Source organism: Turicibacter sp. St.80E1 (assembly GCF_059728495.1).
Map to the genome: position 1 here is coordinate 1499530 of NZ_AP039386.1, position 26183 is coordinate 1525712.

The 26183-nt window shown below is 37.7% G+C and carries 27 protein-coding genes; 8 read left to right on the forward strand and 19 right to left on the reverse strand.

Features of this window, described 5'->3' with window-relative positions; genetic code table 11:
- Positions 1-16: 16 nt before the first annotated feature.
- The 4 genes from AC6I0I_RS07260 to AC6I0I_RS07275 form a co-directional block, all read right to left on the reverse strand.
- Positions 17-958 carry an ROK family glucokinase gene (locus AC6I0I_RS07260; RefSeq protein WP_161831981.1) on the reverse strand — a complete coding sequence of 314 codons (942 nt, stop codon included), beginning with the start codon at positions 956-958 and terminating at the stop codon, positions 17-19.
- Positions 959-1163: 205 nt separating this feature from the next.
- Complete coding sequence (locus AC6I0I_RS07265; RefSeq protein ID WP_161831980.1) at positions 1164-2108, reverse strand: L-lactate dehydrogenase; 945 nt, start codon at positions 2106-2108, stop codon at positions 1164-1166.
- Between the two features lie 353 nt (positions 2109-2461).
- On the reverse strand, positions 2462-2611 hold the full coding sequence (gene rpmG / locus AC6I0I_RS07270; protein WP_055242559.1) for a 50S ribosomal protein L33: 150 nt from the start codon (positions 2609-2611) through the stop codon (positions 2462-2464).
- 286 nt (positions 2612-2897) lie between these two features.
- Entirely contained in the window at positions 2898-5036 is a 2139-nt protein-coding gene (locus AC6I0I_RS07275; RefSeq protein ID WP_338505888.1) for a peptidoglycan D,D-transpeptidase FtsI family protein, read from the reverse strand.
- A gap of 386 nt (positions 5037-5422) precedes the next feature.
- On the opposite strand from AC6I0I_RS07275, the gene AC6I0I_RS07280 reads away from it, so the two are divergent.
- A protein-coding gene (locus AC6I0I_RS07280; RefSeq protein ID WP_411040339.1) for an IS3 family transposase occupies positions 5423-6753 on the forward strand; the annotation gives its coding sequence in 2 pieces (ribosomal slippage) (positions 5423-5824 and positions 5827-6753; 1329 coding nt in all).
- Positions 6754-6810: 57 nt separating this feature from the next.
- Here AC6I0I_RS07280 and AC6I0I_RS07285 read toward each other — a convergent pair.
- Positions 6811-7434, reverse strand: a complete 624-nt coding sequence (locus tag AC6I0I_RS07285) for a superoxide dismutase (RefSeq protein WP_262953889.1) — start codon at positions 7432-7434, stop codon at positions 6811-6813.
- 128 nt (positions 7435-7562) lie between these two features.
- Here AC6I0I_RS07285 and ispG point away from each other — a divergent pair, with 128 nt between their 5' ends.
- Both ispG and AC6I0I_RS07295 read left to right on the forward strand, forming a co-directional pair.
- Complete coding sequence (ispG, locus tag AC6I0I_RS07290; protein WP_161831977.1) at positions 7563-8654, forward strand: flavodoxin-dependent (E)-4-hydroxy-3-methylbut-2-enyl-diphosphate synthase; 1092 nt, start codon at positions 7563-7565, stop codon at positions 8652-8654.
- Between the two features lie 171 nt (positions 8655-8825).
- Positions 8826-9092 carry a hypothetical protein gene (locus AC6I0I_RS07295; RefSeq protein ID WP_262953890.1) on the forward strand — a complete coding sequence of 89 codons (267 nt, stop codon included), beginning with the start codon at positions 8826-8828 and terminating at the stop codon, positions 9090-9092.
- A gap of 24 nt (positions 9093-9116) precedes the next feature.
- On the opposite strand, the gene AC6I0I_RS07300 is transcribed toward AC6I0I_RS07295, so the two are convergent.
- Together AC6I0I_RS07300 and AC6I0I_RS07305 are read right to left on the reverse strand one after the other, a co-directional pair.
- Entirely contained in the window at positions 9117-10019 is a 903-nt protein-coding gene (locus AC6I0I_RS07300) for a deoxyribonuclease IV (RefSeq protein WP_161832907.1), read from the reverse strand.
- Between the two features lie 21 nt (positions 10020-10040).
- Entirely contained in the window at positions 10041-11342 is a 1302-nt protein-coding gene (locus tag AC6I0I_RS07305) for a DEAD/DEAH box helicase (RefSeq protein WP_161832906.1), read from the reverse strand.
- 193 nt (positions 11343-11535) lie between these two features.
- On the opposite strand from AC6I0I_RS07305, the gene AC6I0I_RS07310 reads away from it, so the two are divergent.
- Complete coding sequence (locus AC6I0I_RS07310) at positions 11536-12486, forward strand: 4-hydroxy-3-methylbut-2-enyl diphosphate reductase (RefSeq protein ID WP_317452442.1); 951 nt, start codon at positions 11536-11538, stop codon at positions 12484-12486.
- A 23-nt stretch (positions 12487-12509) separates the two neighbouring features.
- Here the strand turns inward: AC6I0I_RS07310 and AC6I0I_RS07315 are convergent, their stop codons facing one another.
- The 7 genes from AC6I0I_RS07315 to AC6I0I_RS07345 form a co-directional block, all read right to left on the reverse strand.
- A complete protein-coding gene (locus AC6I0I_RS07315; protein WP_262953891.1) occupies positions 12510-13088 on the reverse strand; it encodes a M15 family metallopeptidase in 579 nt (192 codons plus the stop codon).
- 227 nt (positions 13089-13315) lie between these two features.
- Complete coding sequence (locus AC6I0I_RS07320; protein WP_262953892.1) at positions 13316-14191, reverse strand: choline/ethanolamine kinase family protein; 876 nt, start codon at positions 14189-14191, stop codon at positions 13316-13318.
- Positions 14192-14314: 123 nt separating this feature from the next.
- On the reverse strand, positions 14315-15118 hold the full coding sequence (locus tag AC6I0I_RS07325; RefSeq protein WP_262951143.1) for a GNAT family N-acetyltransferase: 804 nt from the start codon (positions 15116-15118) through the stop codon (positions 14315-14317).
- A 378-nt stretch (positions 15119-15496) separates the two neighbouring features.
- Positions 15497-16192 carry an ISL3 family transposase gene (locus AC6I0I_RS07330; RefSeq protein WP_497993520.1) on the reverse strand — a complete coding sequence of 232 codons (696 nt, stop codon included), beginning with the start codon at positions 16190-16192 and terminating at the stop codon, positions 15497-15499.
- Between the two features lie 11 nt (positions 16193-16203).
- On the reverse strand, positions 16204-16773 hold the full coding sequence (locus AC6I0I_RS07335; RefSeq protein ID WP_338506340.1) for a transposase family protein: 570 nt from the start codon (positions 16771-16773) through the stop codon (positions 16204-16206).
- 201 nt (positions 16774-16974) lie between these two features.
- On the reverse strand, positions 16975-17154 hold the full coding sequence (rpmF, locus tag AC6I0I_RS07340; protein ID WP_006783624.1) for a 50S ribosomal protein L32: 180 nt from the start codon (positions 17152-17154) through the stop codon (positions 16975-16977).
- Between the two features lie 11 nt (positions 17155-17165).
- Positions 17166-17687: a YceD family protein gene (locus AC6I0I_RS07345; protein ID WP_161832927.1), complete on the reverse strand. Its 522-nt coding sequence runs from the start codon at positions 17685-17687 to the stop codon at positions 17166-17168.
- A 270-nt stretch (positions 17688-17957) separates the two neighbouring features.
- On the opposite strand from AC6I0I_RS07345, the gene AC6I0I_RS07350 reads away from it, so the two are divergent.
- Together AC6I0I_RS07350 and AC6I0I_RS07355 are read left to right on the forward strand one after the other, a co-directional pair.
- Complete coding sequence (locus AC6I0I_RS07350) at positions 17958-19157, forward strand: nucleotidyltransferase (RefSeq protein WP_161832928.1); 1200 nt, start codon at positions 17958-17960, stop codon at positions 19155-19157.
- Between the two features lie 75 nt (positions 19158-19232).
- Complete coding sequence (locus AC6I0I_RS07355; protein WP_161832929.1) at positions 19233-20246, forward strand: Mrp/NBP35 family ATP-binding protein; 1014 nt, start codon at positions 19233-19235, stop codon at positions 20244-20246.
- A 68-nt stretch (positions 20247-20314) separates the two neighbouring features.
- Here the strand turns inward: AC6I0I_RS07355 and AC6I0I_RS07360 are convergent, their stop codons facing one another.
- Entirely contained in the window at positions 20315-21070 is a 756-nt protein-coding gene (locus AC6I0I_RS07360) for an ISL3 family transposase (protein ID WP_338617938.1), read from the reverse strand.
- A gap of 11 nt (positions 21071-21081) precedes the next feature.
- Entirely contained in the window at positions 21082-21651 is a 570-nt protein-coding gene (locus AC6I0I_RS07365; protein ID WP_338617937.1) for a transposase family protein, read from the reverse strand.
- Between the two features lie 588 nt (positions 21652-22239).
- On the opposite strand from AC6I0I_RS07365, the gene AC6I0I_RS07370 reads away from it, so the two are divergent.
- Complete coding sequence (locus tag AC6I0I_RS07370; protein ID WP_161832496.1) at positions 22240-23493, forward strand: helix-turn-helix domain-containing protein; 1254 nt, start codon at positions 22240-22242, stop codon at positions 23491-23493.
- Positions 23494-23563: 70 nt separating this feature from the next.
- Positions 23564-23770 (forward strand): hypothetical protein, encoded by a 207-nt coding sequence (locus AC6I0I_RS07375; protein ID WP_161832497.1) that lies wholly within the window; start codon positions 23564-23566, stop codon positions 23768-23770.
- A 123-nt stretch (positions 23771-23893) separates the two neighbouring features.
- On the opposite strand, the gene AC6I0I_RS07380 is transcribed toward AC6I0I_RS07375, so the two are convergent.
- The 3 genes from AC6I0I_RS07380 to murC form a co-directional block, all read right to left on the reverse strand.
- Complete coding sequence (locus AC6I0I_RS07380; protein WP_161832498.1) at positions 23894-24424, reverse strand: YtxH domain-containing protein; 531 nt, start codon at positions 24422-24424, stop codon at positions 23894-23896.
- Between the two features lie 128 nt (positions 24425-24552).
- Entirely contained in the window at positions 24553-24831 is a 279-nt protein-coding gene (locus AC6I0I_RS07385) for a hypothetical protein (RefSeq protein WP_237658969.1), read from the reverse strand.
- Between the two features lie 24 nt (positions 24832-24855).
- Positions 24856-26163: a UDP-N-acetylmuramate--L-alanine ligase gene (gene murC, locus AC6I0I_RS07390; RefSeq protein ID WP_161832499.1), complete on the reverse strand. Its 1308-nt coding sequence runs from the start codon at positions 26161-26163 to the stop codon at positions 24856-24858.
- Between the last annotated feature and the right edge of the window lie 20 nt (positions 26164-26183).

Below are 26183 nucleotides of genomic sequence, written 5' to 3' on the forward strand. Positions count from 1 at the left end.
GCTTTTCTAATTATTATTATAACGTTTTAGCTAAATAAGCTGAACCAACAATTCCCGCTTCATTTCCTAATTCAGCCAAAACAAATTGTGTTTGACGAACCGCACTGAAAGCATAATTTTGGTAATGTTTAACGATGGTATCGATTAAAATGTCTCCGGCTTTTGAAACCCCTCCACCGATAATAATCTTTTGTGGATCAGTTGTTGCTGCTAAGTTAGCTGCCGCTAAACCAATATATCGACCTAATTGATCAACCATTTTTAATCCAACAGCATCTCCAGCTTTCGCTGCATCAAAGACATCTTTAGCTTCGATTTTATCTAATTGACGTAACGTTGATTCTTCTGCTGTATGAAGTAAGAATTTTTCTGTTTCGCGAACGATTCCTGTTGCAGAAGCAACCGTTTCTAAACATCCTTTTTTCCCACAGTTACATTGATTCCCATCTTCAAGAACAACCGCTAAGTGACCGATTTCTCCCCCGGCACCATGAACACCTGCAACAACTTTACCATCAACGATGACTCCACCACCAACACCTGTTCCTAACGTAAACATGATCGCATCTTGTGCCCCTGCAGCAGCCCCTAACCATAATTCACCTAATGCAGCGACGTTTGCATCATTTCCAACTGCCACTGGAACTTTAATCATTTCTTCTAATTCCGTTTTCACATGGCGTTCTGTCCATCCTAAGTTCACGGCAACTTTGACAACACCATTATTATCAACAGGTCCTGGAACCCCAATTCCAACACCTTCAACCTCGCTTAATTGAATTCCTTTTTCTTCGCATTTTGCTTCAATCGTACGTGCAATATCAGAAACGATATGGTCCCCGTTATCTTCTTTATTCGTAACGATTTCCCAAGAATCTAAAATTTCACCTTTTGATGAAAATAATCCGCATTTAATTGTTGTCCCACCAACGTCAATTCCGAATACATATTTATTCATTTTCAAACTCCTCCTTATCATGCCACATAAAGTCAGATATCTTCCTATATCATGTACTTGATCCTTTAATAATTTCTTCGTATTCATTTTATCATAAAGTCTTCTTAATAAAAAGATGTAACCCCTTTAAAAATAACCAAACCCGTTACATATTCAAAATTCATAAAAAAAGCACCGTGTCAGAGTCCGGTGCTTTTTTTTAAAATTATTTAACTGTATTTAAAGTTTCTTTTAATACGTTAACTGATTTTGTTAATTTTTCTGTTTCTTCTTCAGTAATGTTTAATTCGAATACTTCACGGATTCCGTTACGGTTAACGATTGCAGGTACCCCTACGAATACGTCATTTTGTCCGTATTGTCCATTTAAGTAAGCTGAAACTGATAAACAGCTGTTTTCATCACCTAAGATAGCACGTACGATACGAGCTAATGCCATACCGATTCCGTAGTAAGTTGCACGTTTACGTTCAATGATGTGGTAAGCAGCGTCACGTACATTTACGTAAATTTGCTCTAAATCTTCTTGGTTGAATTTAGGGTTGTTAGCCACAACATCCATAATTGGTTGAACACCTACAGTTGTATGAGACCATAATGGGAACTCAGTATCTCCGTGTTCACCGATAATGTATCCGTGTACGTTACGTGGGTCAACATTTAAATATTTACCGATTTCGAAACGTAAACGAGCTGTATCTAAAGTTGTTCCTGATCCGATTACACGGTGACGTGGTAATCCAGATTCTTGCCATGCAACGTAAGTTAATACGTCAACTGGATTACTTGCTACTAATAAAATTCCATTGAATCCTGATTTCATGATTTCACGAACGATTCCGCGCATGATTTTTGCATTTTTTTCAACTAAAGCTAAACGAGTTTCCCCTGGTTGTTGGTTAGCTCCTGCTGTAATAACAACGATATCTGCTGTACGGCAATCTTCATATGTCCCCGCCCAGATATCCATTTTTTGTGGTCCAAATGGTAAACCATGGCTTAAATCCATTGCTTCCCCTTCAGCTTTATCTTTGTTTACATCGATTAAAACGAATTCTTCTAATCCGCCTTGGTTTAACATTGAGTATGCGAAACTCATTCCTACGAATCCTGTTCCGACTAAAGCAACGCGTCTTACACCTGTTTTCATATCTTTCACCTCTACAACATGTTTTTATGACATACACTTTCGTATGCCATATTTTCGCGAACTCCGACAGCTTCACTATTTTTATGAAATGCAAATGTGTCTTAAATTCATTTTTAATTATATACCATGATTTATTTTTTCACAAACATTATTCACTAAAAAGTGTAAAAAATCGCTTTCTTTCTTTATTTTTCTTTAGTCAATAGATAAAATAACCCATTCGTTCTACTAGATTAGTCTCCTCACTGTCTAAAAAAGCTAAAACCTTCAACTCTTAAAGTTCTCATCCATACATTTTGTTTGAACATAAAAAAAACCCTACCGAAGGCAGGGCTTGTAAAAAGGATGACTCCTTATTTTTTCTCGCGATGAGCAGTTGATTTACGGCAACGTGGGCAGTATTTATTCATCTCAAGACGTTCTGGGTTATTACGTTTATTTTTTTTAGAAATGTAATTTTCTTCACCGCAAACTGTACATTTTAATGTAAGATTTACTCGCACTAAAATCCCTCCAATCTAATAACAACTTCTACATTATAGCACGCACGACATCAAAAAACAAAGTTTTTTTTATCAATTTGTACTATAAAGTGTTTCTTTGTTGTTTAATCTCCTGTGTAAAAATTATAACAAAAGCTTAATCGTACCTCAAGACCTATTTATAAGTAATTTATCCCTTATTTAAAAATAGTTTCCAAGTCATTCGTTTTCGCCTATATTTTTTACACGTTAAATCAATTTATTATGGGGCCTTTCTCCCCTTTTATTCAGCCATTTCTGTTTTTCTTTATTCACCTTGTGCTACATTCTCCGGTGCTTGTCCTATAGTCTCTCCATTATCCACTTCATTTTGAGCCGCCATTCGTTCTTTCTTTAAATCAAAATAGGCTTGCATCGCTCGTTCACCAATTTGAAGCGAAATCGGGTGGGATTGACTCGGTAACTCACATTGCGGAACAATAACAGAAAGAGCCACCTCTGGTTTATCCGCAGGGGCGTAGGCAATTAATGTTCGACTATGCACGTCAATAAATTCGCCGTTGGCATCCTTGATGTATCGTCCATCCGCATCACGCGCATATTCCTGTGCCGTCCCTGTTTTACCTGCAGGATTATAGTTTGCCTTATAGAACGTTGAATATCCCGTTCCTCCACTTTGTTGTAAGGCCATTACAAACCCTTGATGAACACGATCAAAATATTGTTGATCTAATTCAACCACATTTAATAAATTAGGAGCAAACCCTTTAACTAATTGTTTTCCACTTATATCGTCATTCGATGGCAAATAGACTTCTTTCACGAGTGTCGGAGCAAAACGTTTCCCACTCGTCGCAACCGTTGAAACGTACTGAACAAGTTGCATCGGCGTGTATAAATCCGCCTGTCCAATCGCGAAGTCTAAAAGTTTCCCTGACGTTCGCTGCGCTTCAACTAATCCCGTCGACTCATTCGGTAAATCAATTCCAGTACTTACACCGAGTCCAAACTCATTAAAGGTTGAACGATATTTATCAAAAACATCTAAATTCAGATTTAGCGCCATGTACGGTGAATAATATGAGCCACCGAAACGAATCGTTTGGTCAAAGAAGTACACGTTACTCGACTTTTGTAACGCTGTTAAGTCATTAACCGCCCCTAATGTTTGCCACGATCCTTTGACAAGACCACCTTTAAAGTACATCTTTGTATCATTAACCACTTGTCCTGGCGTCGTCACTCCATACTTAAATCCACTAAGCAAGGTCGCACCTTTAACAACCGATCCGACCGTAAACGAACTTTGAAAAGTTCCAAGCGAGTTATCATAAATCACATAATCTTTTGCTTCGTCGTCCCAATCAATAATATTTCCTGTCATCGCTAACACTTCCCCCGTATTAGGGTTTGTCATCACGATGTACGCCTCACGTAAATACTTCGTCGTCGATGAATTTTTCTTCGCATTTAACAACTCATCACGGACAATATCATTAACGGCTGCCTGCAACTCGGCATCGATGGTTAACACTAATTCATACCCTCGTTGCCCCTCATAGATTTCATCATACGTTGACGTATCGTCATCATTCGTTAATAAATATTGCGACTTATGCCCACCAAGTAACGCCTCATAATAAAGTTCTAACTGGGATAATCCTACCCGATCGTTTGATTGATAGTCATGCGCCTTATAATAATCTACTAACACCGCTGGCAATCCTTGCTCATAACTTGAAACACGTCCATAAATCGGGTGCCACTGCGCAACACTTGGATACGTTCGATCCCAGTCGACCTCTGTATTCACCCCTGGCATCGACTCCAAATGTTCGCTAACGATCGCTACTTCTTCTTCAGTTGCACCTTTTTTAATAATATTAGATGTCTGATTTGTCCCCTTTTTCATATTAATATAAATCGCATGGGCCTCTTTATCCTGATCGGTAAGTTTTGATAACATGTCATCCGTTATACGACTGAGTTGTAATTGATAGAGCTTTTTATCCCCATACTTTTTCAACTCTTCTTTCGTATATAACTCCTTCGCCTCATCCTCAAATTTCTCTAAGTATAAGTCTTTTAAATCACGTGACGTCAACTTGCTAAAATCCACTTCAATTAAATCCGCCAATTTATCAGCAATTTGATGCATCTCTTTTTCACTGACATCCGCATACCGTTGATACGTAATCGTACTCACCGCCTCGTTATCAACTAACACAGACATATTTCGATCGTAGATGACCCCACGCGGAACATTCCGTTGCAAGGCAACAGTCGATGTCTTATTCACATAAGCCTGATAATCGTCCGAATACTTCACCTGAATAGCATATAAACGGAACGCAATCACAATAAACATTAACAAACAAACTACTTTTAATACTTGTATTCTAAAAACTAATGATTTGATTAGTTTAAATAACTTATCCACGTCCATCCCGCACCTTTCACTCTAACTTCTCACCTATTATATCACACTTAAAAACGGGTCTTTTGAATTTTTTGTGTAAAAAAATAGGTCATCTTGTCGTATGGGTTCCCACGACCCCCACACCTCTTCTTCCATCCAACAGGGGCGCGATAGGTGGGAAGATTTCATTCATCATCTTAACCCTGTTATCCTTGTTCATGAGATCCATTCTCCAATCAAATAAATCTCCCTCCTCACCTATGGATACATACCTTTAGTCTGTCCACTTTTGTTAAAATTAAAAAAACTGGTTCATTATAAAATGTACCCTAGAGAGTAGACAAATAAAAAAAGTCTACCTTCTAGGGCCTTTTTGTTATAATATTAACTATTAGATTTTAGGAGGATTTTAAATGAGCAAGAAGTTATTTACACCACAAGAGATTGAACAACTCAAACAAAACGAATATGTTAAGTCAGTATCTGAAAAAGGGATTACTTATACGAAAGAATTTAAGGAGAACTTTATTATGATGAGCGAGAAAGGAAAGTTTCCGCGAGAGATATTCGAATACTATGGATTTAATGTTACGGTGCTTGGCATGCAGCGTGTGAATTCTGCAGCTAAACGTTGGAAACAAGCCTTTAAAACCCAGGGCCCATTAGGATTGGATGATAGTCGTACTAAGAATTCTGGAAGGTCCCTAAAACGAGAGTTAACGCTAGAAGAACAATTATTACGCACGCAGGCTGAATTAGAAGTTTTAAAGATTGAGAACGAATTATTAAAAAAGTTGAGACTCATGAGAAAAATGCTCGAATAGTCTCTAAAGAAGTAAAGTTTCAAATGATTCATCAAGTAGTGAATCAGACATCAACTAAATTTAAATCTTTAATTTCTCATTTATGCGATAGTCTTGGTGTTTCAAGATCAGGTTATTATCGTTATTTTTCGTTATGTGCTGAAGAAGCTCGTTTAAAGCGATTAAAGGAGGAACAACATCGTTTAGAAGTTATTCAAAAGGCCATTTGTTTTAAGGGACGAAAAAACAAGGGAATTCGCCAAGTAGCGATGGTTCTTAAAGGGGAATTCAACATTATCTTTAACCTAAAATCTATTCATCGAATCATGAAAAAGTATGGACTATTGAGTCAAGTTCGTCGAAGCAATCCCTATCGTAAACTCGCTAAAGCGACACAAGCACATCGTGTCTGTCCAAATCTTGTTAATCGTCAATTTAGGCCATTAGAACCTTATAAAGTTCTATTAACCGATATCACTTATTTAAAATATGGAAAGGGTCAGACTGCCTATCTCTCGACCATCTTAGATAGTGCAACAAATGAAGTTTTAGCTTTTCAATTAAGTGAGCATTTAAAGATAGATTTTGTTCTCCAAACACTGAACCAACTTCAAGAAAATCCGACTGTCCAATTAACGAAGGAAACGATTATTCACTCCGATCAGGGCGTGCATTATACGAGTCCGCAATTTTCGAATCAATTAAAGGAATTAGGAATTCAACAATCAATGTCTAGGAAGGGGAATTGTTGGGATAACGCTCCACAAGAATCATTTTTTGGGCATCTAAAAGATGAAGCAGATATAACCAATCAACTGACATTTGATGATTTACTCATTGAAATTGAAGAATATATAGATTATCATAACAACTTTAGATATCAATGGAATTTAAAAAAGCTGACTCCTGTAGGATACAGAAATCAGCTTCAAGTTGCTTAGGTTTTTTTCTTTGTCCTTGACAAAGGGTACAGATTATTACTCGAACCAGTTTTTTTACTATTTACGAAGCCCTTCCTCAAAACGGCGCTCTACTTCATCCCAGTTAATAATTTCAAAAATAGCCTCTGTATAATCCGCCCGACGATTTTGATATTTCAAATAATACGCGTGCTCCCAAACATCAAGATTTAATAATGGTGTAAAGCCTGCACTTAATGGAGAATTTTGATTAAGTGTCTTCACCACCCGTAACTTTTTATTCTGATCAAGAACTAGCCATCCATAACCCGATCCGAATTGAGACGTTGCTGCCTGTGCGAGTAATCGTTTTAATTGATCAAAACTTCCAAACGCGAGTTTAATTTCTTTCGCTAATTTTCCAAACGGCTCCCCTCCGCCATTCGGTGATAAACAATAAAAATACAGGTTGTGATTGGCATACCCGCCCCCTTGATTAATCACCTCTTGACGAATATCAGCTGGAATTTCATCGGGATGACTCAGTACATCTTCTATCGTTTTCCCCTCAAAAAAAGAAGGATATCGTTTGACGAGTGCATTTAATTTGTCTAAGTAAGCTTTATGATGCTTAGTGTAATGAATCTCTACTGTTTTTGCATCCAAAATAGGTTCTAACGCATTATAAGTATAAGGTAATGGTAAAAAAGGATATTCCGTCATCTCTTCGCCTCCTGATTTTTTTGTATAACAGTTGAAACACTCTGGAATTATTATATAATTAAAGACAGATAGGAAATGTCATTTTCGCATTTTATATCAAAAGAAGCTAAATTGTGGGGTGATTTACGGTGTCTCAGTTCACACATCGTCAACATACAAAACGTGTAAAAGTCGGAAACTTATTTATTGGTGGTAAAGATGAGGTCATTATTCAAAGTATGACCACAACGAAAACGCACGACGTCTTAGCCACAGTCGAACAAATTAATCGTTTAGCATCGGCGGGATGTCAACTCGTCCGCGTCGCATGCTTAGATGAGGCAGATGCACACGCTTTAAAAGAGATTAAAGCACAAATTTCTATTCCGTTAGTCGTTGATATTCACTTCGACTATCGTTTAGCCTTACTTGCGATTGAAGCAGGTGTCGATAAAATCCGAATTAATCCTGGAAATATCGGAAACGAAGAAAAGGTTCGCCAAGTCGTTGAAGCGGCTAAGAAAAAACAGGTGGCCATTCGTATTGGAGTCAATGCCGGTTCACTCGAACGTGAAATTTTAAAAAAATATGGGCAAGCAACGCCAGAAGGAATGGTCGAAAGCGCCCAATTGCATGTTAAAATTTTAGAAGATTTAGGGTTTGAAGATATCATTATCTCGCTAAAAGCGTCGGATACAGATTTAGCGATTAAAGCCTATGAACTTGCAGCCCAAACGTTTGACTATCCTTTACATTTAGGAATTACAGAGGCAGGAACGGCATTTTCTGGAACAATTAAAAGTTCAATCGGACTCGGGATTTTACTTCACCAAGGAATTGGAAATACCATGCGCGTTTCATTAAGTGCCGATCCGGTTGAGGAAATTAAAGTCGCACGTGAAATTCTCAAAAATTTTGGATTAATCAAAAATGCTCCAACCCTTATTTCTTGTCCAACGTGCGGACGTATTCAATATAATTTAATTCCACTCGCTCAACGCGTTGAAGACTACTTAACCACAATTCCTCACGATATTCATGTTGCTGTAATGGGGTGTGCGGTTAACGGCCCAGGTGAAGCTAAAAATGCCGATATTGGGATTGCCGGTGGTCGCGGAGAAGGAATCCTCATCAAACACGGAGAAATTATTCGAAAAGTCCCAGAAGATCAAATGTTTGATACATTAGTCGAAGAAATTCAACTTTTAGTCAAAGAACGTGAGCAACAACAAAAAGCCTAACTTAAAAACCTCGAATATGCTTCGAGGTTTTTTTCATATCACGTAAAGACACAAAAAAGAATCTCACTTGTAAACGATGCCAGAAAAAAGATAAGCATTTTTCGAACCATTCTTCCATAAACTGCATAGTATAAAGAAGTGCCACTCATTTGTTACAAAGGGGGACTTGCTATGTATGAGTTACTAAAAACAACCTTGATGCATTTAAGTGTTGAGGAGTTATTCACTTTAAACTGTAAGAACGATTTGAAAATTGATCCCAATGACTTAATAAACTTTCATCATCTCCTGACCCATCATTGGAGTGAGATTATCGATGAGCCTTCGTTATCTTTAAATCATGACCAATTACGTACCCATTTAAAAACGTCTAATATATCTAAATACAATGAATTAATTACAGGAATTAAACGAAATATCATTTTTAATAAAAAATAACCATCCAAACGGATGGTTATTTTTTTATTGTTTTCCTAAAATACGTTCAAGATTTTTAGGGTCAAACTCCCCTTTTCTAAACATCTCAATTTCTTGTTTATACGGTGGTAATTTCTCTTTAGAATCCCCTCCAACAGCAACATAAGGTGTCTCTAAGATTTTCGGAACCTTTTTAAAATCTGGATGATACATAATGGTTTTGAGGGCATCAAATCCGATTTCTCCAAATCCAATATTCTCATGACGATCCTTTTTGGCCCCCATTATATTTTTACTATCATTAATATGGAAAACGGCAATCTGTTTCTTTCCAATTAAACGATCAAACGATTCTAAAACACCCGCGAAGTCATTCACTAAGTCATAGCCTGCATCATGAACGTGACAGGTATCGAAACAAACACGTAATTTTTCATTATGTACGACATTATCAAAAATATAGGCCAGCTCATCAAAACTACGCCCAACTTCCGTCCCTTTTCCTGCCATCGTCTCTAGCGCAATCGTAATATTCGTATCTTTCGTTAACACTTCATTAAGTCCTTCAACCACTTTGGCCAATCCAACCTCTGCTCCAGCTCCTACATGTGCACCTGGATGCAAGACAAGTGTATAAGCGCGCAGCGCCTCTGATCGTTCAATTTCTTTCGCTAAAAACTCAACGGCCAATTCAAACGTTTCCGGTTTAACAGTATTCGCTAAATTAATAATATAAGGTGCATGGACGACAATATCAGATAGTCCATGCTGCTTCATATACTCCCATCCCGCTTCAATATTTAGCTCTTCAATCGGTTTACGACGCGTATTTTGTGGGGCCCCCGTGTAAATCATAAACGTATTTGCACCATATGAGGCGGCCTCCTTAGCCGCTCCAAGAAGCATTTCCTTTCCAGCCATCCCAACATGTGATCCAATTTTTAACATCTTATACCACCTAACCCTCTATTATTTACGTTTACGTCGTTCCTGACGCTTCACCTGCTCCATTTGGGCTTTCATTTTCTTTTTATAACCCGGTGTTACCTTTTTCGGTTTACGGATTTTAGCTTTCGCAATTTTATCAATTTCATTTTCCTTTTTCACACGTTTTTGACGAGCATTACGCGCATTTACCTCCACTAATGCTCCATTTTTTAATTCACGATAGTTAAATTCAATTCCACGCGCTTCAAGTTGTTGTAATAATTCTTCCTCTTTTGAATCGTATAACGTAATCGCCATTCCATCATAATTTCCACGCGCTGTTCGACCGACACGATGAATGTAAAACTCTAAATCCTGTGGTAATTCGTAGTTAATCACGTGGCTAATTCCCTCAATGTCAATTCCACGTGCGGCAATATCTGTCGCTACAATATATTGAAACTCTAAATGACGAATACGTTGCATCATTTGACGACGTTGACGTGGGGTTAAATCCCCATGAATTTGTCCGACACGAAGCCCTGCTGATGTTAAAGCATTCGCCACCTCCGTTGCACTTTGTTTCGTATTCACGAAAATAATCGCTAAATAAGGGTTTAATGCCTTTAATAACTGGGCCACAATATTTACACGATTACGGTGTTTTGTCGGATATAAAACATGCTCAATTTTAACCGCTGTTTGTTGACGAGGTTGAATATGAATATGCACCGGAGCCGTCATATATTTTTTCAAAAAGGGTTTTAACGCTTGAGGAATCGTTGCTGAAAACACCATCATTTGTAAATCGTTCCCCATCGTTCCGGCCATCTGATCAATTTCAGTTAAAAATCCAGTTTCAAGCGTCATATCTGCCTCATCAACCACAAACATTTTTGCCGTATGAACGAATAAGGCGCGTTCGTTAATCGATAAATCTTTAATACGACCTGGAGTCCCAATTACAATTTGAGGTTGTGTTCCTAATTTTTCAATTGTTTTTTGCTTATCTGTTCCACCAACGAAACGTCCAATTTTAATTGGGTGCTCACAAAATGAAGCAAGTTGATTCGCTACTTGATAAATTTGATCCGCTAACTCACGCGTTGGAGTTGTGATCACGGCTTGAACTTGTTGTGCTTGTTCATCTAACTTTTGAAAAATCGGCAATAAGAAAGCATGTGTTTTTCCACTTCCTGTTTGCGATTGTCCAATAATATCTTTCCCTTGTAATGCTAACGGAATGACTTCCTCCTGGATTTGTGTTAATTCTTCAAAATGTAGACTCGCTACGGCTTCCTTTAAGTAAGGCTTAATCTTTAACTCTTCAAAACGTACAGACATTTCTACCACTCCTTCACTGTTAGTATGACTAACTTCTATCCATCTTAACGAAAATAACTCGTTATTTTGCTATTCCATTTGACATACAAATTCTATCATATCAAACATAGGACTTAAAATTCAAGCTATATTGTTCATTATTAGGAGTTTTAAGTCGAAATATGCTATAATAAATACATAATCTAAAGTAGAGGTGAATGCATTGAAAGTCATAAAAATTGCCCCAAGAGGTTACTGTTTCGGGGTTATTAGCGCCCTAAATATTGTTCAAGATGCAGCAAAAGACGAATCGTTACCACGACCTATTTATGTCCTTGGCATGATTGTTCATAACGAACACATCACGAAGGCGATTGATGATTTAGGCGTCATCACCATCGACGATAAAACAAAAACACGTGAAGAACTCCTTGAACAAATCGACGCCGGAACTGTTATTTTTACTGCACACGGAATCGCTCCCGCGGTAAAGCAAAAAGCGATGGATAAAGGGTTAACCGTTATTGATGCTAGTTGTAAAGACGTCATTAAAACCCATGTTTTGATGAAAGAACATATCGATGCTGGCTATGACGTCATTTATATTGGTAAGCACGGACATCCAGAAACTGAAGGAGCACTCGGTGTAGATAAAGACCATATCCATCTCTTATCTAAGGCCGATGAATTAGAAAAACTCGCGCTAACTAACGAAAAAATTATTATCACCAATCAAACAACAATGAGCCTGTGGGATGTTTACTCACTCTCAGAAAAAATAAAAGAAAAATTTCCACAGGCAACCTTTATTAAAGAAATTTGTAACGCCACTCAAGTGCGTCAAGAGGCCGTCGCCAATCAAGCAGGAGCAGCTGATTTAACATTAGTTGTTGGTGATCCGCATAGCAATAATACGGCGCGACTCTCACAAATTTCAATCGAGCGTGCCCATACCCCTTCACATCGCATCGCCTCTGTAGCGGATATCGACCTTAATTGGCTCAAAGAGATCGAAACCGTTGCTGTCACAGCAGGAGCATCAACTCCAACGGCGGTAACAAAAGAAGTTATTGAATTTTTAGAAGCCTATGATCCAAAGGATGAGACCACTTGGGATACAACCTCGCAAATAACAAGCGACAAAGTGTTATTTAAACGCAAATAAAAATCCAGGAAACTCCTGGATTTTTATTTTTTCTTTTTCTCAAAGTGTTGGTAATCTTTCAAGGTTTCCCAATCTCCCCCCCAAATCCAACCGTATTGTTTAAACAATCGATAGACGGCATCATCCTTTTTAATCATCCCCAGCGCATGCTGGTCCCGGTTGATATAAGGTAACCCATTCTTCGGAAGGACGATTTCACCTTTTATATAAGGATTAACCCGTGGATTCAAATCAATCGCCAAACCGTAGGCATGCTTCGAATACTTCTTCCCCCCGTCTCCCGTCACGTAACGAAAATTAAACGCACTACTGTTATTATCGGTCATCGACCATTCGTCATCACCGTCGTAACAACTCATGAGACGCATTTTTTCGATGGGGTAGTTCATCTCATACAGCGCTTGAAAGATTTCAAGGACCTCCTTGGCTACGGTGTGATGGACAAGGAGCTCCCCTTGATGAGGGCAACCATCATAGCCGATGTGCAACACCTTTAAATAACGTAATTCGTCGTAATTGATCACATTCGGATCTAAAAGGACCGCCTGTTTGAGTTGCGGACCATAGACTTGTTCCAATGTTAAACAGCAAAATCCATCCATTTTATCCCTCCACCCGATACATCCTTACTATAAAAATATACGGTAATCGTCCCATTTATGAAAAAAGCAACTCACTTTTTGACGTGAATTGCTTTTTGCTTTAACGACGACCAATCAGACAGCGATGTCTGCCATCTTTTATCGAATCGTGCCATTAGGCGACTTTACACGGTTACTCCGCTAAAAACAAAAAAAGGAGGAGCCCATTAGCTTCCCCTCCTAATTAATTAATATTGATTGGCCCCGTTTAGGAACTCCTCAGCTTTGGCCAAATACAGGGTTGCGACCCCTTTAAAATCAACACCTAAATCTTGGCTCAGTCCGATCATTTCCTTATATAAAGCAACATTATGCCATTGCAAGCATTGAAATGCTCGCCATAAATACACTCGACGATATTCTTCAGCACGTGGTTCACGACCGAGATAAACCGGTAAAAATTTTAAGGCTAATCCAAAATCTTTATTACCGACGCAAGCAACATCATACATCGGGTCGTTATTTCCAGCAAACTCCCAATCCAATAAATAAGGTTGTTCTTCCCCAATCACAATATTTGAAATTTGACTGTCATTATGACAAATCACTTGTTCAAATTGATCGAGGAATTCGCGGTGACTTAAAAATACTGACTTAAGATGGGTATACTTTTCATCGTGCGTATATCCTAATAATTTAACCTCTTGTTCGTATTTCTCTAATCGTTCATAAGGACCGTAATCCTTATGCGCTTTTAGTCCCGAATCGTGTAATCGATGTAAAACACAGGCTACTTCTTCTAAGTGAGATTCCGGGTCTGGCATCTCTCCTAATGGTGTTCCCTCAACGAATTTTGATAACTTATATCCCGTTTTCGTATCAAAGTAAACCAGTTTATTATTAATTCCAAGTCCATCAATAATTTGAATGTTGAACAATTCCTCTTTACGGTCAACAAATACCTCCGAGTTTTTTCCCGGAATACGGAAGGTATACTTTTTCCCCTTGGCTGAAACGACGTACATTAAGTTTGACATCCCCCCCATCAATCGGTAATCGACGGTTACATCGCTTCGTGCAACACCTAATGCGATTGTAGTTGTTGAACAAATTAAGCTTTCCATTGTCTCACTCCTATACCTTATTTTTTCCTTTATTGTATCACATCTTTTTTAAAAATAGCGTATTTCTTCTGCAAAATTCTTCATTTTTCCATCAGATTGTCTCAACTCCTGCTAACACCAAACTCATCGTGTTTGTTGGACACGTCTTAACATGACCCATGTCCCCATCGTCTTGAAACCTAATCGATGATAAATCCTTCCCGCTGCTTCATTATCGTAAAATAGACATACTCGCTTTTGTTCTGCTAACAAATCATAACATAGCTTTGATAAGGTTTGCGTCATGAACCCCCGTCGCCGATACAAAGGATGCGTCGCTACCCCGACAATCATTGCCGATTCCTCATTTTCAGCTGTTGATTGTGCCACACTAATCACTTCTTTGTGTTCATTTTCAATGTAGTAAATCCGTCCAGATTCATCCTTAATCTTTTGTCTTATATTCTGAACATTAGCCGAATCTGAGTGGAACTCCACTATCATCTGGATTAATGTCGCAATCCGAGGAGCATCTGCTACTGTCGCTCGCTTTACCCCTACTAACTCATTTGAGGGCAAATGAGTTCCATCTATTAATTCACACAAAAAGGTCATCTCTTTCTCTACTTCATTAAAACAACGATAAAAAGGGCGAACCAACCGCTCATCTCCTGAAATCATCTGTGCCGCAGGGTCTGTTTTAATAACATCTAAAAAGGACTGACACACCTCGCCCTCCTCCTTAAAATAAGGAAGATAGTGTTGCCGGTAACGAAGAAGAACACCTGTTAACTGATGATTCGTATCAAAATAACCATAAACAGTCTGAATACTTGAGTTAAACCCATAATTTCTAATATCCCCGATTTGAAATAAATTCAAAAGGGGCTCCTCTCGCAAAAACGTTAAAACCGCTTCGCGGTCCTTTTCCATCAATTTTCTAATCATCTAGTCTCCCCCACTGTCATACTATAACTAATCCTACCATACGTACAAGAAATTGTAAAGTTTACCAACCCATTCACAAGAGGGGAATCCTTCAATTTATGATAAAAAGGGCTGGCACCTGTATTGATTACCCTTTTTCGACATAACCGAAAAGGTTCTTTGTCAAATCGTGTGGGTGAATAAAATCTATACATGTAATCAAGAGGAATTAGGCCATCTTTTAGACGGCTTGATTCCTCTTCTTTTTTTGTTCAAAAGTGTATTTATGAATAATCAAAATTTTTGCTTTGACTACCCTACCAGTGGAGGAAACATGCTCCGCATGGCAGGTGACCTTTCCCTAGCAATTGATGAAATGTACGAGCTTCGCTACGTACGCTAGGGGACCCAATGATAGAAACTACGATATCCGAAGGCAATACGTTTAATGACTTTGACGTTATTGTTAATTCCTTCGAGTACTCCATTGGTATAAGGAGTTTTAATTGTATTTTTTACATAGTCTTGATAATGAGTGAGTGTTTTTAAAGCTGTTTTCATTTCGGGTGAAAGCAGGTCAGAGGGGTGTTGAATGGTATGATGAAATATTTCAAGGTTACGAAGTTTAATAGCCTGTTGGACAGTTTGGTAGAAATCATAAGTCTCCTTTAGTTCAGGGTCTAGGGCTAATAAAAAGTCAATAATTTCTTGTTGAGAGATCATCTTTTTGAAGCAGTTGGAATAGAAGTAATGAGTGGCATTAAGATCTTCTTGGGCTTTTAAGAGAAGTCGCCAATAATGTTTGAATTTATTATAAAACTCTTTATTTTGATTCATGAAACGAATGCGTGTTTTATTAAGAGCACGAGAGACTAGTTGAACGATATGAAATTTATCTAAAACAATCTTAGCCTTAGGGAATACCTCTTTAATGAGTGTCATATAAGGGGCGTACATGTCAATGACGATGTGGGTTACACCTTCACGAGTTTCCTTAGAAAACCGCATAAAATAGTCCTTTAGAGTACTTAAGCGACGGTCTTCAACGATATCAATTAGCTTTCCATTGGACGCATCACAAAAAATGAAAGACATTGCTCCGTTCCCTACCAATGGAGGATACATGCTTCGCATGGCAGGTGACCCTCGGCCGATTTAACCGACTTAAACTCGTCAAAACAAAGAACTTTTGGGAGAGAATTAAAGGGAAGCGGCTGTTCTTCATAGGAAGAATGAATGACGCGGTTAACGGTTGAATGAGAAACGTTAAGCTCACGTGCAATATCTGTTTCGGATTTCTTATGACTAGCTTCTAAAAAGATGGCTTGTTTTACGGGGGTGGAAATAAAACAATTAGGGTTAACAAGAGATGTTTCTAGGGTAAATGTTCGGTCACAATGACGGCATTTATAACGTTGTTTTTTTAAGTCTAGATAAGCATCAAATCCGGAAATTTTGACTAGCTTAATACGTGAAGTTTTGAAGCCGTGTTTAATGATATTTGAGTCAAAAGAATGACCACAGTGATAGCAATGAGTCGGTTGAAAAGAAAGAGTGCCTAAAATAAGTTTAGAACGGACATTCTTAATTTGAGTTTCTTGGATACAATTTTCTGAAAAAGTAATATTTTTATCTTTTAAATCAAGTAAAGTTGAGATACAATTAGTGTGAGACATAAACCCAATCCTTTCGTGTTTTTTTGGTCGATTACATTGTATAGAATTTGGGACGTTATGTCTCTTTTTTTGTACTTATTTTTTAATTTCAATAAAAGAGGTGTGGGCATCACCCACACCAAATATTATAGAACCACAAAAAAACCAGAACATTTCTGTTCTGGTTCGCTAATCTTTATTAATGGGCCCATTAATAAAGGATTATTCTTCAGTTTTAACAACTTCGCGTCCTTTGTAAGTTCCGCAAGTTCCACATACGCGGTGAGATAATTTCATTTCTCCACATTGTGGGCAAGCTACCATACCTGGTACTTCTAATTTGAAGTGAGTACGACGTTTACGTTTTGCAGTTTTAGATGTTCTTCTTTGTGGTACAGCCATGTTGACACCTCCTACTTATCTTGAGTATCATTTAGCAATTTTGATAAAACTGCTAATCGCGGATCGACTTTTACTTCAGGTTCTGATTCGTGCAAATCTTCTTCTGTTTCAAATTCGATACCTTTTTTCTTCATTTCTTCGTAAGCACCTTCCTTCACCACACGTAAAGGTTTTTGTAGCAAAATATTTTGCCAAATAATCGGTGCGAGTTCAATTGTTGTTCCAGTTACGAGATACTCGTCTTCACCTTCTTCATAGAGATCAGCATCTAATACGAAAATTTCTACTGAATCGTAATCAAATGGATACTCTACATCATCCAGTGTAACGGCACAAGGGAGTGTCATCGTCCCTTCGATATGAAGATTGAAAACAACTTTTTTTCCTTGAAGCTGTCCTGTTCCTGTCACTTTAACCTTTGAAAGTTTACGAATTTCATCGTGTGCGTTCACAATGTCAGAGAAATCAATCAGTTCATCAATTTCAAAAACTTTGGAACCTTGTTTGACTAGTTGAGCAATTGCCCATTTCATTACAATCACCTCTAATTGCAACAGATTACATTATACATACTTTGTATCCTATTGTCAACACATCACTTGATAATTTTCAACAAAAAGAATTGTAATCTTATAAATTTATCGCGTAGCACTCCTTTTTAATATCCCCTACTCATCAGAGAATATCATCTATCTATCCAAAAAAGTAGGCCATTTCGTTAACCGAATCAACGCCTCATCCGCTAAAACTTTAGCGATGTTCACCTAATCTTTGCTATAATAAAACAAGGAAGGTGATAAAAGATGAAAGCAACCGGTTTAATCGTTGAATATAACCCATTCCATAACGGTCATTTATACCATTTAACAGAAAGTCTTAAACAATCACAGGCCGATGTGCTCATTGTCGTGATGAGTGGACATTTTACCCAACGAGGGGAACCGACGATTGTAAACAAATGGGAACGCGCTAAAATGGCACTGTTAAACGGCGCCGATCTCGTCGTTGAACTTCCTTATGTCTATAGTTGTCAATCTGCCGACTTATTTGCAAAAGGGGCCGTTTCTATTTTAACACATTTACGCGTAAATGAACTCATTTTTGGAAGCGAAAGCGGAAATATTAATGAATTATTGACCCTCGATCAAATCATGCAAGAGGATCAATTTCAAAAAAAACTCAAACAACAGCTAAAATCAGGGCTTAGTCTTCCAAAGGCAAGTGCCGCGACCTTAGAATCCTTTAATCTAAATCATGAGTTAGCAACCTCTCCAAACAACACCCTAGGTCTTTACTACCTCAAAGCTATTCGTGAATTAAATAGTCCGATAACGGCTGGCACGTTAACACGAATACATAGTGATTACCGCGACCTCGCCCCAACGCATCACGCGATTTCTAGTGCAACGTCTATCAGAAATCTCAGTGAAAAGGGACAAGCCATTGATGCATTTGTCCCAAAAAATGTGGCCCACCTATTAAAGGAGCATTATGAGCTAACAGCAACCTACCACACGTGGGAAGCCTATTTTCCGTTTCTTAAGCAAAAAATTCTCACGCTCACCCCTAAAGGCCTCCTCGGCATCCATGATGTTGAAGAAGGACTTGAAAACCGTTTATATGCTGCGATGATAAAGAGTTCAAGCTTTGAAGAATTTATGAATCATGTCAAAACCAAGCGCTATACCCGAACACGGATTCAACGTATTTGTGCTCACATTTTGACGCAAACTGAAAAAACTTGGATTCGTGCTTTACAGATTGAAAACGGCGCCCCTTACGTTCGAATTTTAGGTTCGACCCCTACAGGTAAACGCTATTTAAAACAGATTAAAAAGGAAGTGACGGTTCCTATATATAGTAAATTCGAGCTAAAAGCTCATGAAATTCTCAAGCACGAACAGGCGGTCACCGCTGCCTATAGCGCGATTTTACCCGAACCACTTTGCACCCAACTAAACCAAGAAGAATATATGAATTTTCCTCTTCACATTGAGCGTTAACTCAGGCATTTCGTCTATTTTAAGGTATAATAAAAATTAGATGATTCATATGCTTTAATAAAGGAGTTGTTAAACATGACGATAAAAGAACAAATCAAACAAGCGATTGAACAATTAATCGATCCAAGCACACAAAAAACGTTAGGCGAACAGCACAGTATTCGCCATCTCGCCGTCAATGAAGAGGATTCAATTGTAACAGCGATTCTCGCCATCGGATTAATTAAAGGCCCAGAAGAAAAAACACTCTCACGCCAATTAGCGAAACTTATTAAAATTGACTTTAAATTCCGTGGAGTTAAATTACAATTTGAGCAGCTTCCATCACAAGAAGAATCGACAACAAAGAAAAAAACAACTTATATCGCCATTACCTCGGGAAAAGGTGGCGTTGGAAAATCAACGGTTACAGCTAATTTAGCCGTTGCACTTGCACGCTTAGGAAAAAAGGTTGGGATTATTGACGCTGATATTTACGGACCAAGTATCCCTCATATTTTCGAAATGAAAAAAGAAGGATTCCAATTAGCGAGCAATAATAAAATCTATCCTCCAAAGGCGTTTGATATTCCTGTCATTTCAACAGAGTTTTTCTTAGAAGACGATCAACCACTCATGTGGCGCGGTCCAATGCTTAATCGAATGTTAAATCACTTTTTTAACGACGTGGAATGGGACGAGAACTTAGATTTTATGCTCATCGATCTCCCTCCTGGTACAGGTGATGTTGCCATCGATATTCAAAAGCTTATTCCTGAAGCCTATGTCATCGTTGTAACCACTCCTCATCCGACCGCTTCACATATTGCCGTGAAATCAGGGTATATGGCTCAAACACTTAAACATCAAATCCTTGGGGTCGTTGAAAACATGTCTTATTACCCAAATCCAGTCAATCAGGCCCATGAGGCGATTTTTGGTTCAGGTGGTGGAGAAATCGTTGCAAATGCCTTAAAGGTTGACCTACTTGCTACACTCCCAATCGGTCAACCACAAAATAACCTCTCACACTCCATCTTCACTCCAACAGAGGATATTGGAGTTGCTTACCTCGGCCTTGCAAACAAAGTATTAAAAGCATTAAAATAAAGGTTCTTTGTCAAATAGTGTGGGTGAATAAAATCTATACATATAATCGGGAGGAATTAGGCTATTCTTTAGATGGTTTGATTCCTCTTCTTTTTTTGTTCAAAAGTGTATTTATGAATAATCAAAATTCTTGCTTTGAAATGGTAGAAACTACGGTATCCAAAAGCGATTCGCTTAATGACTTTGATATTGTTGTTAATTCCTTCAAGTACTCCATTTGTATAGGGAGTTTCGATAGTATTTTTGACATAATCTTGATAATGAGTGAGTGTTTTTAAAGCTGTTTTCATTTCGTGTGAAAGCAGGTCAGAGGGATGTTGAATGGCATGATGAAATATTTCAAGGTTACGAAGTTTAATAGCCTGTTGGACAGTTTGGTAGAAATCATAAGTCTCCTTTAGTTCAGGGTCTAGGGCTAATAAAAAGTCAATAATTTCTTGTTGAGAGATCATCTTTTTGAAGCAGTTGGAATAGAAGTAATGAGTGGCATTAAGATCTTCTTGGGCTTTTAAGAGAAGTCGCCAATAATGTTTGAATTTATTATAAAACTCTTTATTTTGATTCATGAAACGAATGCGTGTTTTATTAAGAGCACGAGAGACTAGTTGAACGATATGAAATTTATCTAAAACAATCTTAGCCTTAGGGAATACCTCTTTAATGAGTGTCATATAAGGGGCGTACATGTCAATGACGATGTGGGTTACACCTTCACGAGTTTCCTTAGAAAACCGCATAAAATAGTCCTTTAGAGTACTTAAGCGACGGTCTTCAACGATATTAATTAGCTTTCCATTGGACGCATCACAAAAAATGAAGGACATTGCTCCGTTCCCTACCAATGGAGGATACATGCTTCGCATGGCAGGTGACCCTCGGCCGATTTAACTGACTTAAACTCGTCAAAACAAAGAACTTTTGGGAGAGAATTAAAGGGAAGCGGCTGTTCTTCATAGGAAGAATGAATGACGCGGTTAACGGTTGAATGAGAAACGTTAAGCTCACGTGCAATATCTGTTTCGGATTTCTTATGACTAGCTTCTAAAAAGATGGCTTGTTTTACGGGAGTGGAAATAAAACAATTAGGGTTAACAAAAGATGTTTCTAGGGTAAATGTTCGGTCACAATGACGGCATTTATAACGTTGTTTTTTTAAGTCTAGATAAGCATCAAATCCGGAAATTTTGACTAGCTTAATACGTGAAGTTTTGAAGCCGTGTTTAATGATATTTGAGTCAAAAGAATGACCACAGTGGTAGCAATGAGTCGGTTGAAAAGAAAGAGTCCCCAAAATAAGTTTAGAACGAACATTCTTAATCTGAGTTTCCTGGATACAATTTTCTGAAAAAGTAATATTTTTATCTTTTAAATCAAGTAAAGTTGAGATACAATTAGTATGAGACATAAAACCAATCCTTTCGTGTTGTTTTAGCCGATTACATTGTATAGGATTTTGGGGACTATGTCTCTTTTTTTTGTCTCAATATTTATGGCAATCAAAAAGGTGTGAGTAATCCCACCCACACCAAAAATTATAGAACCAAAATAAATTGAATAACAACGACGATTTCTCTACTGAAATCGTCTTTTTGTTTGCAAAAACAGGGGGATGTGTCCTTCCCCTGCTCATTATGCACCTTATACGCCCCCCTCTTCTCATGAACATTTTTTACGAAAAACGATTCGACTAAACGAAGGGCTAACTTTCTGCTTCCTTACTAATACTAGACAACACCTGCCTTCTAGCGTGGTCCTTTCCTTCTTATTGTCAACTCCGTTCATATTTTTATCCATATCATCCATAGTGATCCATCTATTGTTTTGTTAAACTAAAAAGGTAGCGATGATTTTTTTCTGCTAGAAAAGGCTGATATCAAAAAAGACTATCCCTTTCGATCTTCTCCTTAAATCGTCGCTCTTTTATCACTAGACCTAAATTATTTTTTATCTTAAGTCTTGAAGGGATTAATTCATTAACTAAACGAGGTGTCTTATGAAATGTTATCAACGCGCTCAACAAATCATGCATGAACGTTTATCCACTGAAGAAGTGTACCCTGCTGGTTTCTTCATTCGAGATAGACGGTTGTTTTTAAAGCTAAAAATGGAAGACTTTACACCGCTTTGTTCCCCGTCTACCTTATCAAAAATCGAAACTGGAAAACTCGCTCCTTCCGCTTCCCTGTTAGAGGCTATCTATAAAAAATTAACGCTTTCTCCTAGGAAAAAGCCACCCGTAAAGGGATGGCTCTTTCCCATTCGCCAAATGATTTATCATCAAGACTTATCCGCCCATGACTTAAACGAAGCACATTTTGAACTGCACTACCAGTTCTCCCTCCTCAAATTTTCTTATTATCTTCTTCAAGGAAACACCAGTTATGCCAAACGTGAGATGCCCTTCCTTGAAAAAATGCTCCCTTATTTTTCGGTAGAAGAACTTCAATTTTATTTTCTCTTTATGGGTTATTACTACTTTTTATTACATGATGGACAACTTAGTAAAGGATACTACGACCTCTCTTATGAGTTAGCGATCAAACACCATTGGGATGATCCCCTGCTCCTTTTGATGTTAGCCCGTTATTACTCACTTTCCCGCCACTCGTTGAAGGCCGTTCAATTGGCCTATGAGGCGAATGCCCTCTTCCTCAAAGATTATGCAATGGGATACGCGCTTGACTGTGAGCTTCTTTTATGTCAAGAATATACATTCACTCATCTATTTTCAACCGCCTCCCCTTTACTTGAAAAATTAAAAGCGAAGTTAACACTTAAAGACCCATACAGACAAGTGTCTACCTTATTTAATCGTTACGGTGAGTATTACACCGCCCTTAAAGATTATCCTAATGCTGAAATCATGTACATTCAAGGTCTAAAGACGTCATCCTATAAGGTTGAAACCCTTACGTCCTTAATGGACCTTTACTATCAGTCTCAACAAACTACTAAATTAAAACAGTTGCTACAGCAGTTAACTCATTTCCCTTTTTCTGTGCCGCTCCCCGATATTTTAAAATGGAAATTCTATCATTACCTCATGAATCGCCCTCTTTCAGATTCTTTTCGAATCTTCCTTCAGGGAGAAGCGATTCCTTTTGCAAAAAAACGCCATGATCGTCAGGCGTTCGAACTCTACTCTTACCAACTTCATCACATCTACGAAAAGCAGCATAAATATAAGTCAGCTCTTTATATTTTAAAAACGTTAAATGAAAAAATGGATTTTTTAAACGTGGAGTAAAAACGACAAAATAAACTTTGGCTCCATTATATAATTAATCTACATTTTCTCATTGAAAGTGAGGGATATAATGAAAGAACTCTACATTCAATATTGTTATTCAAGGGAAGCATGGGGACTCTATGATCCAGACATAGAAGATTATATTCATTTTCATCCAACAATGAATGAGGTCGTCGCATATGCGTACGAGTTAGCGCCTTTGATTAAACCTTGTAAAGTTAATCTTATTCCGCAATATTTATTAACAAGCTATACGCTTTGTTATTATTGCTAATTTAAAAAGAGTTATGTTGGGGAAAGGCATAACTCTTTTTTCTATTCATTAAGTCATCACGCCGATTGTTATGATGTTAAAAAGGAATAGCCCCTTCTTCTATGAAAGAGCTATTCCTTTTCATTATTTCTCTTCTTTTTTCATGGCAATATCAACAACATCAGATGTCGCCTTTTTCACTTCATCTGCCACATCAGATGCAATCACTTTTGCATCATCTGAAACATTAGAAACACGTGTTTTCACATCTTCGGCAATATCTTTTGCATGTTCTTTCACCGTATCAATAACGATAGTAAAATTCTCTTCTAAATCTTCTTGAGCTAATTCCGCTTGATCTTTAATATTATCTTTAGCCTCATCTAAACGAACCATCATTTCGTTTAATTTAGCTTTTACTTCGTTCACTTTAACTTCAAGTTCTGCTTTTGATGTTTCCCAGTCAAAATTATTAATCACATCTTTTACATCATCTAATTTCGCTGTAAAAGCAGCCTTTACTTCATCCACTTCAATATCTTTGATTTTTGATTGAAGATCCTCTAATTTTTGTAATAATTCTTTTTGCATTTCTTGACCAGACTTAGGTGTAAATAAGGCAACAGCTGCTGCCCCCACTAGTGCGCCTAAGAAAAAAGCATTTCTTTTTTTCATATAAAAACCACCTTTCCTTTTACAGTTTCTATTTTACCCATTTCAGATTATCCTATGAAGTATTAACGGAAATTATCACCGTTTCCGCTAAAAATTATTGAACAATCGGGTGATCGAAATGAATCAACTTATCGCTGACGATTCATCACCGAAAAAATTTTAAAAATTCCATGCCCATTTGTTAAAGCATCCGTCATGTAATCCCCCATGACCTTTGTTTTTTCTTGCACATCATCAACAATCTTTGTACTCTCATTAACTAGAACACGTGATTCATTAAGCAAACGAATGACTGCCTTTAACGTTAATACGAGATATACCGTTAAAACAATCAAACATCCAATAATCGTTAACATTAATAAATCCGATAAGGTTAATGTTACTGTCATTCCTGCTGCTAAAATCATTCTTTTCTCTCCTTAAAACTTACCTTAAATGCTTGGCGTTAATGTGGTATAAGCATCCTCATACTTCTTAATATCTCCCGCTCCCATAAAGACAATAACAGCGGTTGGATATTGTTCTAACTGATTGACTGTCTCTTTCGTAATTAAATGGCCACTATGACATTTATCAATTAATGTTTGAATATTGACAGCACCACTTTCTTCACGAGCAGATCCGAATATTTCTGTTAAATAAATATAATCCGCTAAATTTAAACTTTGAGCAAACTCGTCGATAAAGGCAGCTGTTCGCGTAAATGTATGCGGTTGAAATACAGCAACTAAATCACGATCCGGATATTTTTGACGAACCGCTTTTAATGTCGCCGCAATTTCTGTTGGATGATGGGCATAATCATCAATGATGATTTGATCACGATAATTTTTTTGTGCAAAACGACGTTTCACACCTTCAAACGAACATAAATCACTTTCAATCGTTTCTTGATTCAACCCTTCTAAATAACAAATACTAATCACGGCTAAACTATTTAAAATCATATGGTCTCCAAAAAACGGTGTATGGAAGGTATGATAAAATTCTCCATTAATTAAGACATCAAATGTTGTTCCTGCTGAACTTTTAATGACGTTTGTTGCAACGACATGATTAGTTGGTTCAAATCCATAGGTCATAATTTTATCAGTGTCTTTTAATTTTTTCACCTCAACGTCATCACCGCAAGCAATCACTTTTTTCTTACATTGACTTACAAATGTATTAAACGCATCTAGCACATCATCGATATCCTTAAAGTAGTCTGGGTGATCATGTTCAATATTTGTAATGATTGCATAATCAGGATGATAAGCCAAGAAATGTCTTTGATACTCACAAGCCTCAAATACAAAATATTCGCTTGATTTAACCCCTTGTCCTGTCCCATCACCAATTAAAAATGATGTTTTGTGGTTAAGGCGTAACACGTGTGATAACAACCCTGTTGTTGTTGTTTTTCCATGAGTTCCAGAAATAGCGATTGACGTAAAGTTCCCCGCTAAAGAACCTAAGAAGTCGTGATAACGAATACACGTTGCTCCAACCTCTTTCGCCAATACCACTTCCACATGGTCATCCTTAAATGCATTTCCGATAATCACGGTCATATCAGGGTCGATATGAGAGTGTCCAAATGGATAAAGCTTCATCCCTTTAGCTTCTAATCCGATCTGAGTAAATAAAGTCTCCTCAATATCCGATCCTTGAACCTCATATCCCATATCATATAAAATATGTGCCAACGCACTCATTCCTGAACCCTTAATCCCAATGAGATGGTATTTTTCACTCATTTCGAATCGACTCCTATCTC

Excerpts from the sequence above, each read along its gene's own strand:
- murC (WP_161832499.1), bottom strand. The coding sequence starts at position 26,163 with ATGAGTGAAAAATACCATCTCATTGGGATTAAGGGTTCAGGAATGAGT.
- AC6I0I_RS07360 (WP_338617938.1), bottom strand. The coding sequence starts at position 21,070 with ATGTCCTTCATTTTTTGTGATGCGTCCAATGGAAAGCTAATTAATATC.
- AC6I0I_RS07265 (WP_161831980.1), bottom strand. The coding sequence starts at position 2,108 with ATGAAAACAGGTGTAAGACGCGTTGCTTTAGTCGGAACAGGATTCGTA.
- AC6I0I_RS07325 (WP_262951143.1), bottom strand. The coding sequence starts at position 15,118 with ATGATTAGAAAATTGATGGAAAAGGACCGCGAAGCGGTTTTAACGTTT.
- AC6I0I_RS07345 (WP_161832927.1), bottom strand. The coding sequence starts at position 17,687 with ATGAAATGGGCAATTGCTCAACTAGTCAAACAAGGTTCCAAAGTTTTT.
- AC6I0I_RS07385 (WP_237658969.1), bottom strand. The coding sequence starts at position 24,831 with ATGATTTTAGCAGCAGGAATGACAGTAACATTAACCTTATCGGATTTA.
- AC6I0I_RS07320 (WP_262953892.1), bottom strand. The coding sequence starts at position 14,191 with ATGGAAAGCTTAATTTGTTCAACAACTACAATCGCATTAGGTGTTGCA.
- AC6I0I_RS07355 (WP_161832929.1), top strand. The coding sequence starts at position 19,233 with ATGACGATAAAAGAACAAATCAAACAAGCGATTGAACAATTAATCGAT.
- AC6I0I_RS07295 (WP_262953890.1), top strand. The coding sequence starts at position 8,826 with ATGTATGAGTTACTAAAAACAACCTTGATGCATTTAAGTGTTGAGGAG.
- AC6I0I_RS07315 (WP_262953891.1), bottom strand. The coding sequence starts at position 13,088 with ATGGATGGATTTTGCTGTTTAACATTGGAACAAGTCTATGGTCCGCAA.
- AC6I0I_RS07370 (WP_161832496.1), top strand. The coding sequence starts at position 22,240 with ATGAAATGTTATCAACGCGCTCAACAAATCATGCATGAACGTTTATCC.
- AC6I0I_RS07305 (WP_161832906.1), bottom strand. The coding sequence starts at position 11,342 with ATGTCTGTACGTTTTGAAGAGTTAAAGATTAAGCCTTACTTAAAGGAA.
- AC6I0I_RS07285 (WP_262953889.1), bottom strand. The coding sequence starts at position 7,434 with ATGACGGAATATCCTTTTTTACCATTACCTTATACTTATAATGCGTTA.
- rpmF (WP_006783624.1), bottom strand. The coding sequence starts at position 17,154 with ATGGCTGTACCACAAAGAAGAACATCTAAAACTGCAAAACGTAAACGT.
- AC6I0I_RS07275 (WP_338505888.1), bottom strand. The coding sequence starts at position 5,036 with ATGGACGTGGATAAGTTATTTAAACTAATCAAATCATTAGTTTTTAGA.
- AC6I0I_RS07375 (WP_161832497.1), top strand. The coding sequence starts at position 23,564 with ATGAAAGAACTCTACATTCAATATTGTTATTCAAGGGAAGCATGGGGA.
- AC6I0I_RS07380 (WP_161832498.1), bottom strand. The coding sequence starts at position 24,424 with ATGAAAAAAAGAAATGCTTTTTTCTTAGGCGCACTAGTGGGGGCAGCA.
- AC6I0I_RS07260 (WP_161831981.1), bottom strand. The coding sequence starts at position 958 with ATGAATAAATATGTATTCGGAATTGACGTTGGTGGGACAACAATTAAA.
- AC6I0I_RS07300 (WP_161832907.1), bottom strand. The coding sequence starts at position 10,019 with ATGTTAAAAATTGGATCACATGTTGGGATGGCTGGAAAGGAAATGCTT.
- AC6I0I_RS07365 (WP_338617937.1), bottom strand. The coding sequence starts at position 21,651 with ATGTCTCATACTAATTGTATCTCAACTTTACTTGATTTAAAAGATAAA.
- AC6I0I_RS07350 (WP_161832928.1), top strand. The coding sequence starts at position 17,958 with ATGAAAGCAACCGGTTTAATCGTTGAATATAACCCATTCCATAACGGT.
- AC6I0I_RS07330 (WP_497993520.1), bottom strand. The coding sequence starts at position 16,192 with ATGTCTTTCATTTTTTGTGATGCGTCCAATGGAAAGCTAATTGATATC.
- AC6I0I_RS07335 (WP_338506340.1), bottom strand. The coding sequence starts at position 16,773 with ATGTCTCACACTAATTGTATCTCAACTTTACTTGATTTAAAAGATAAA.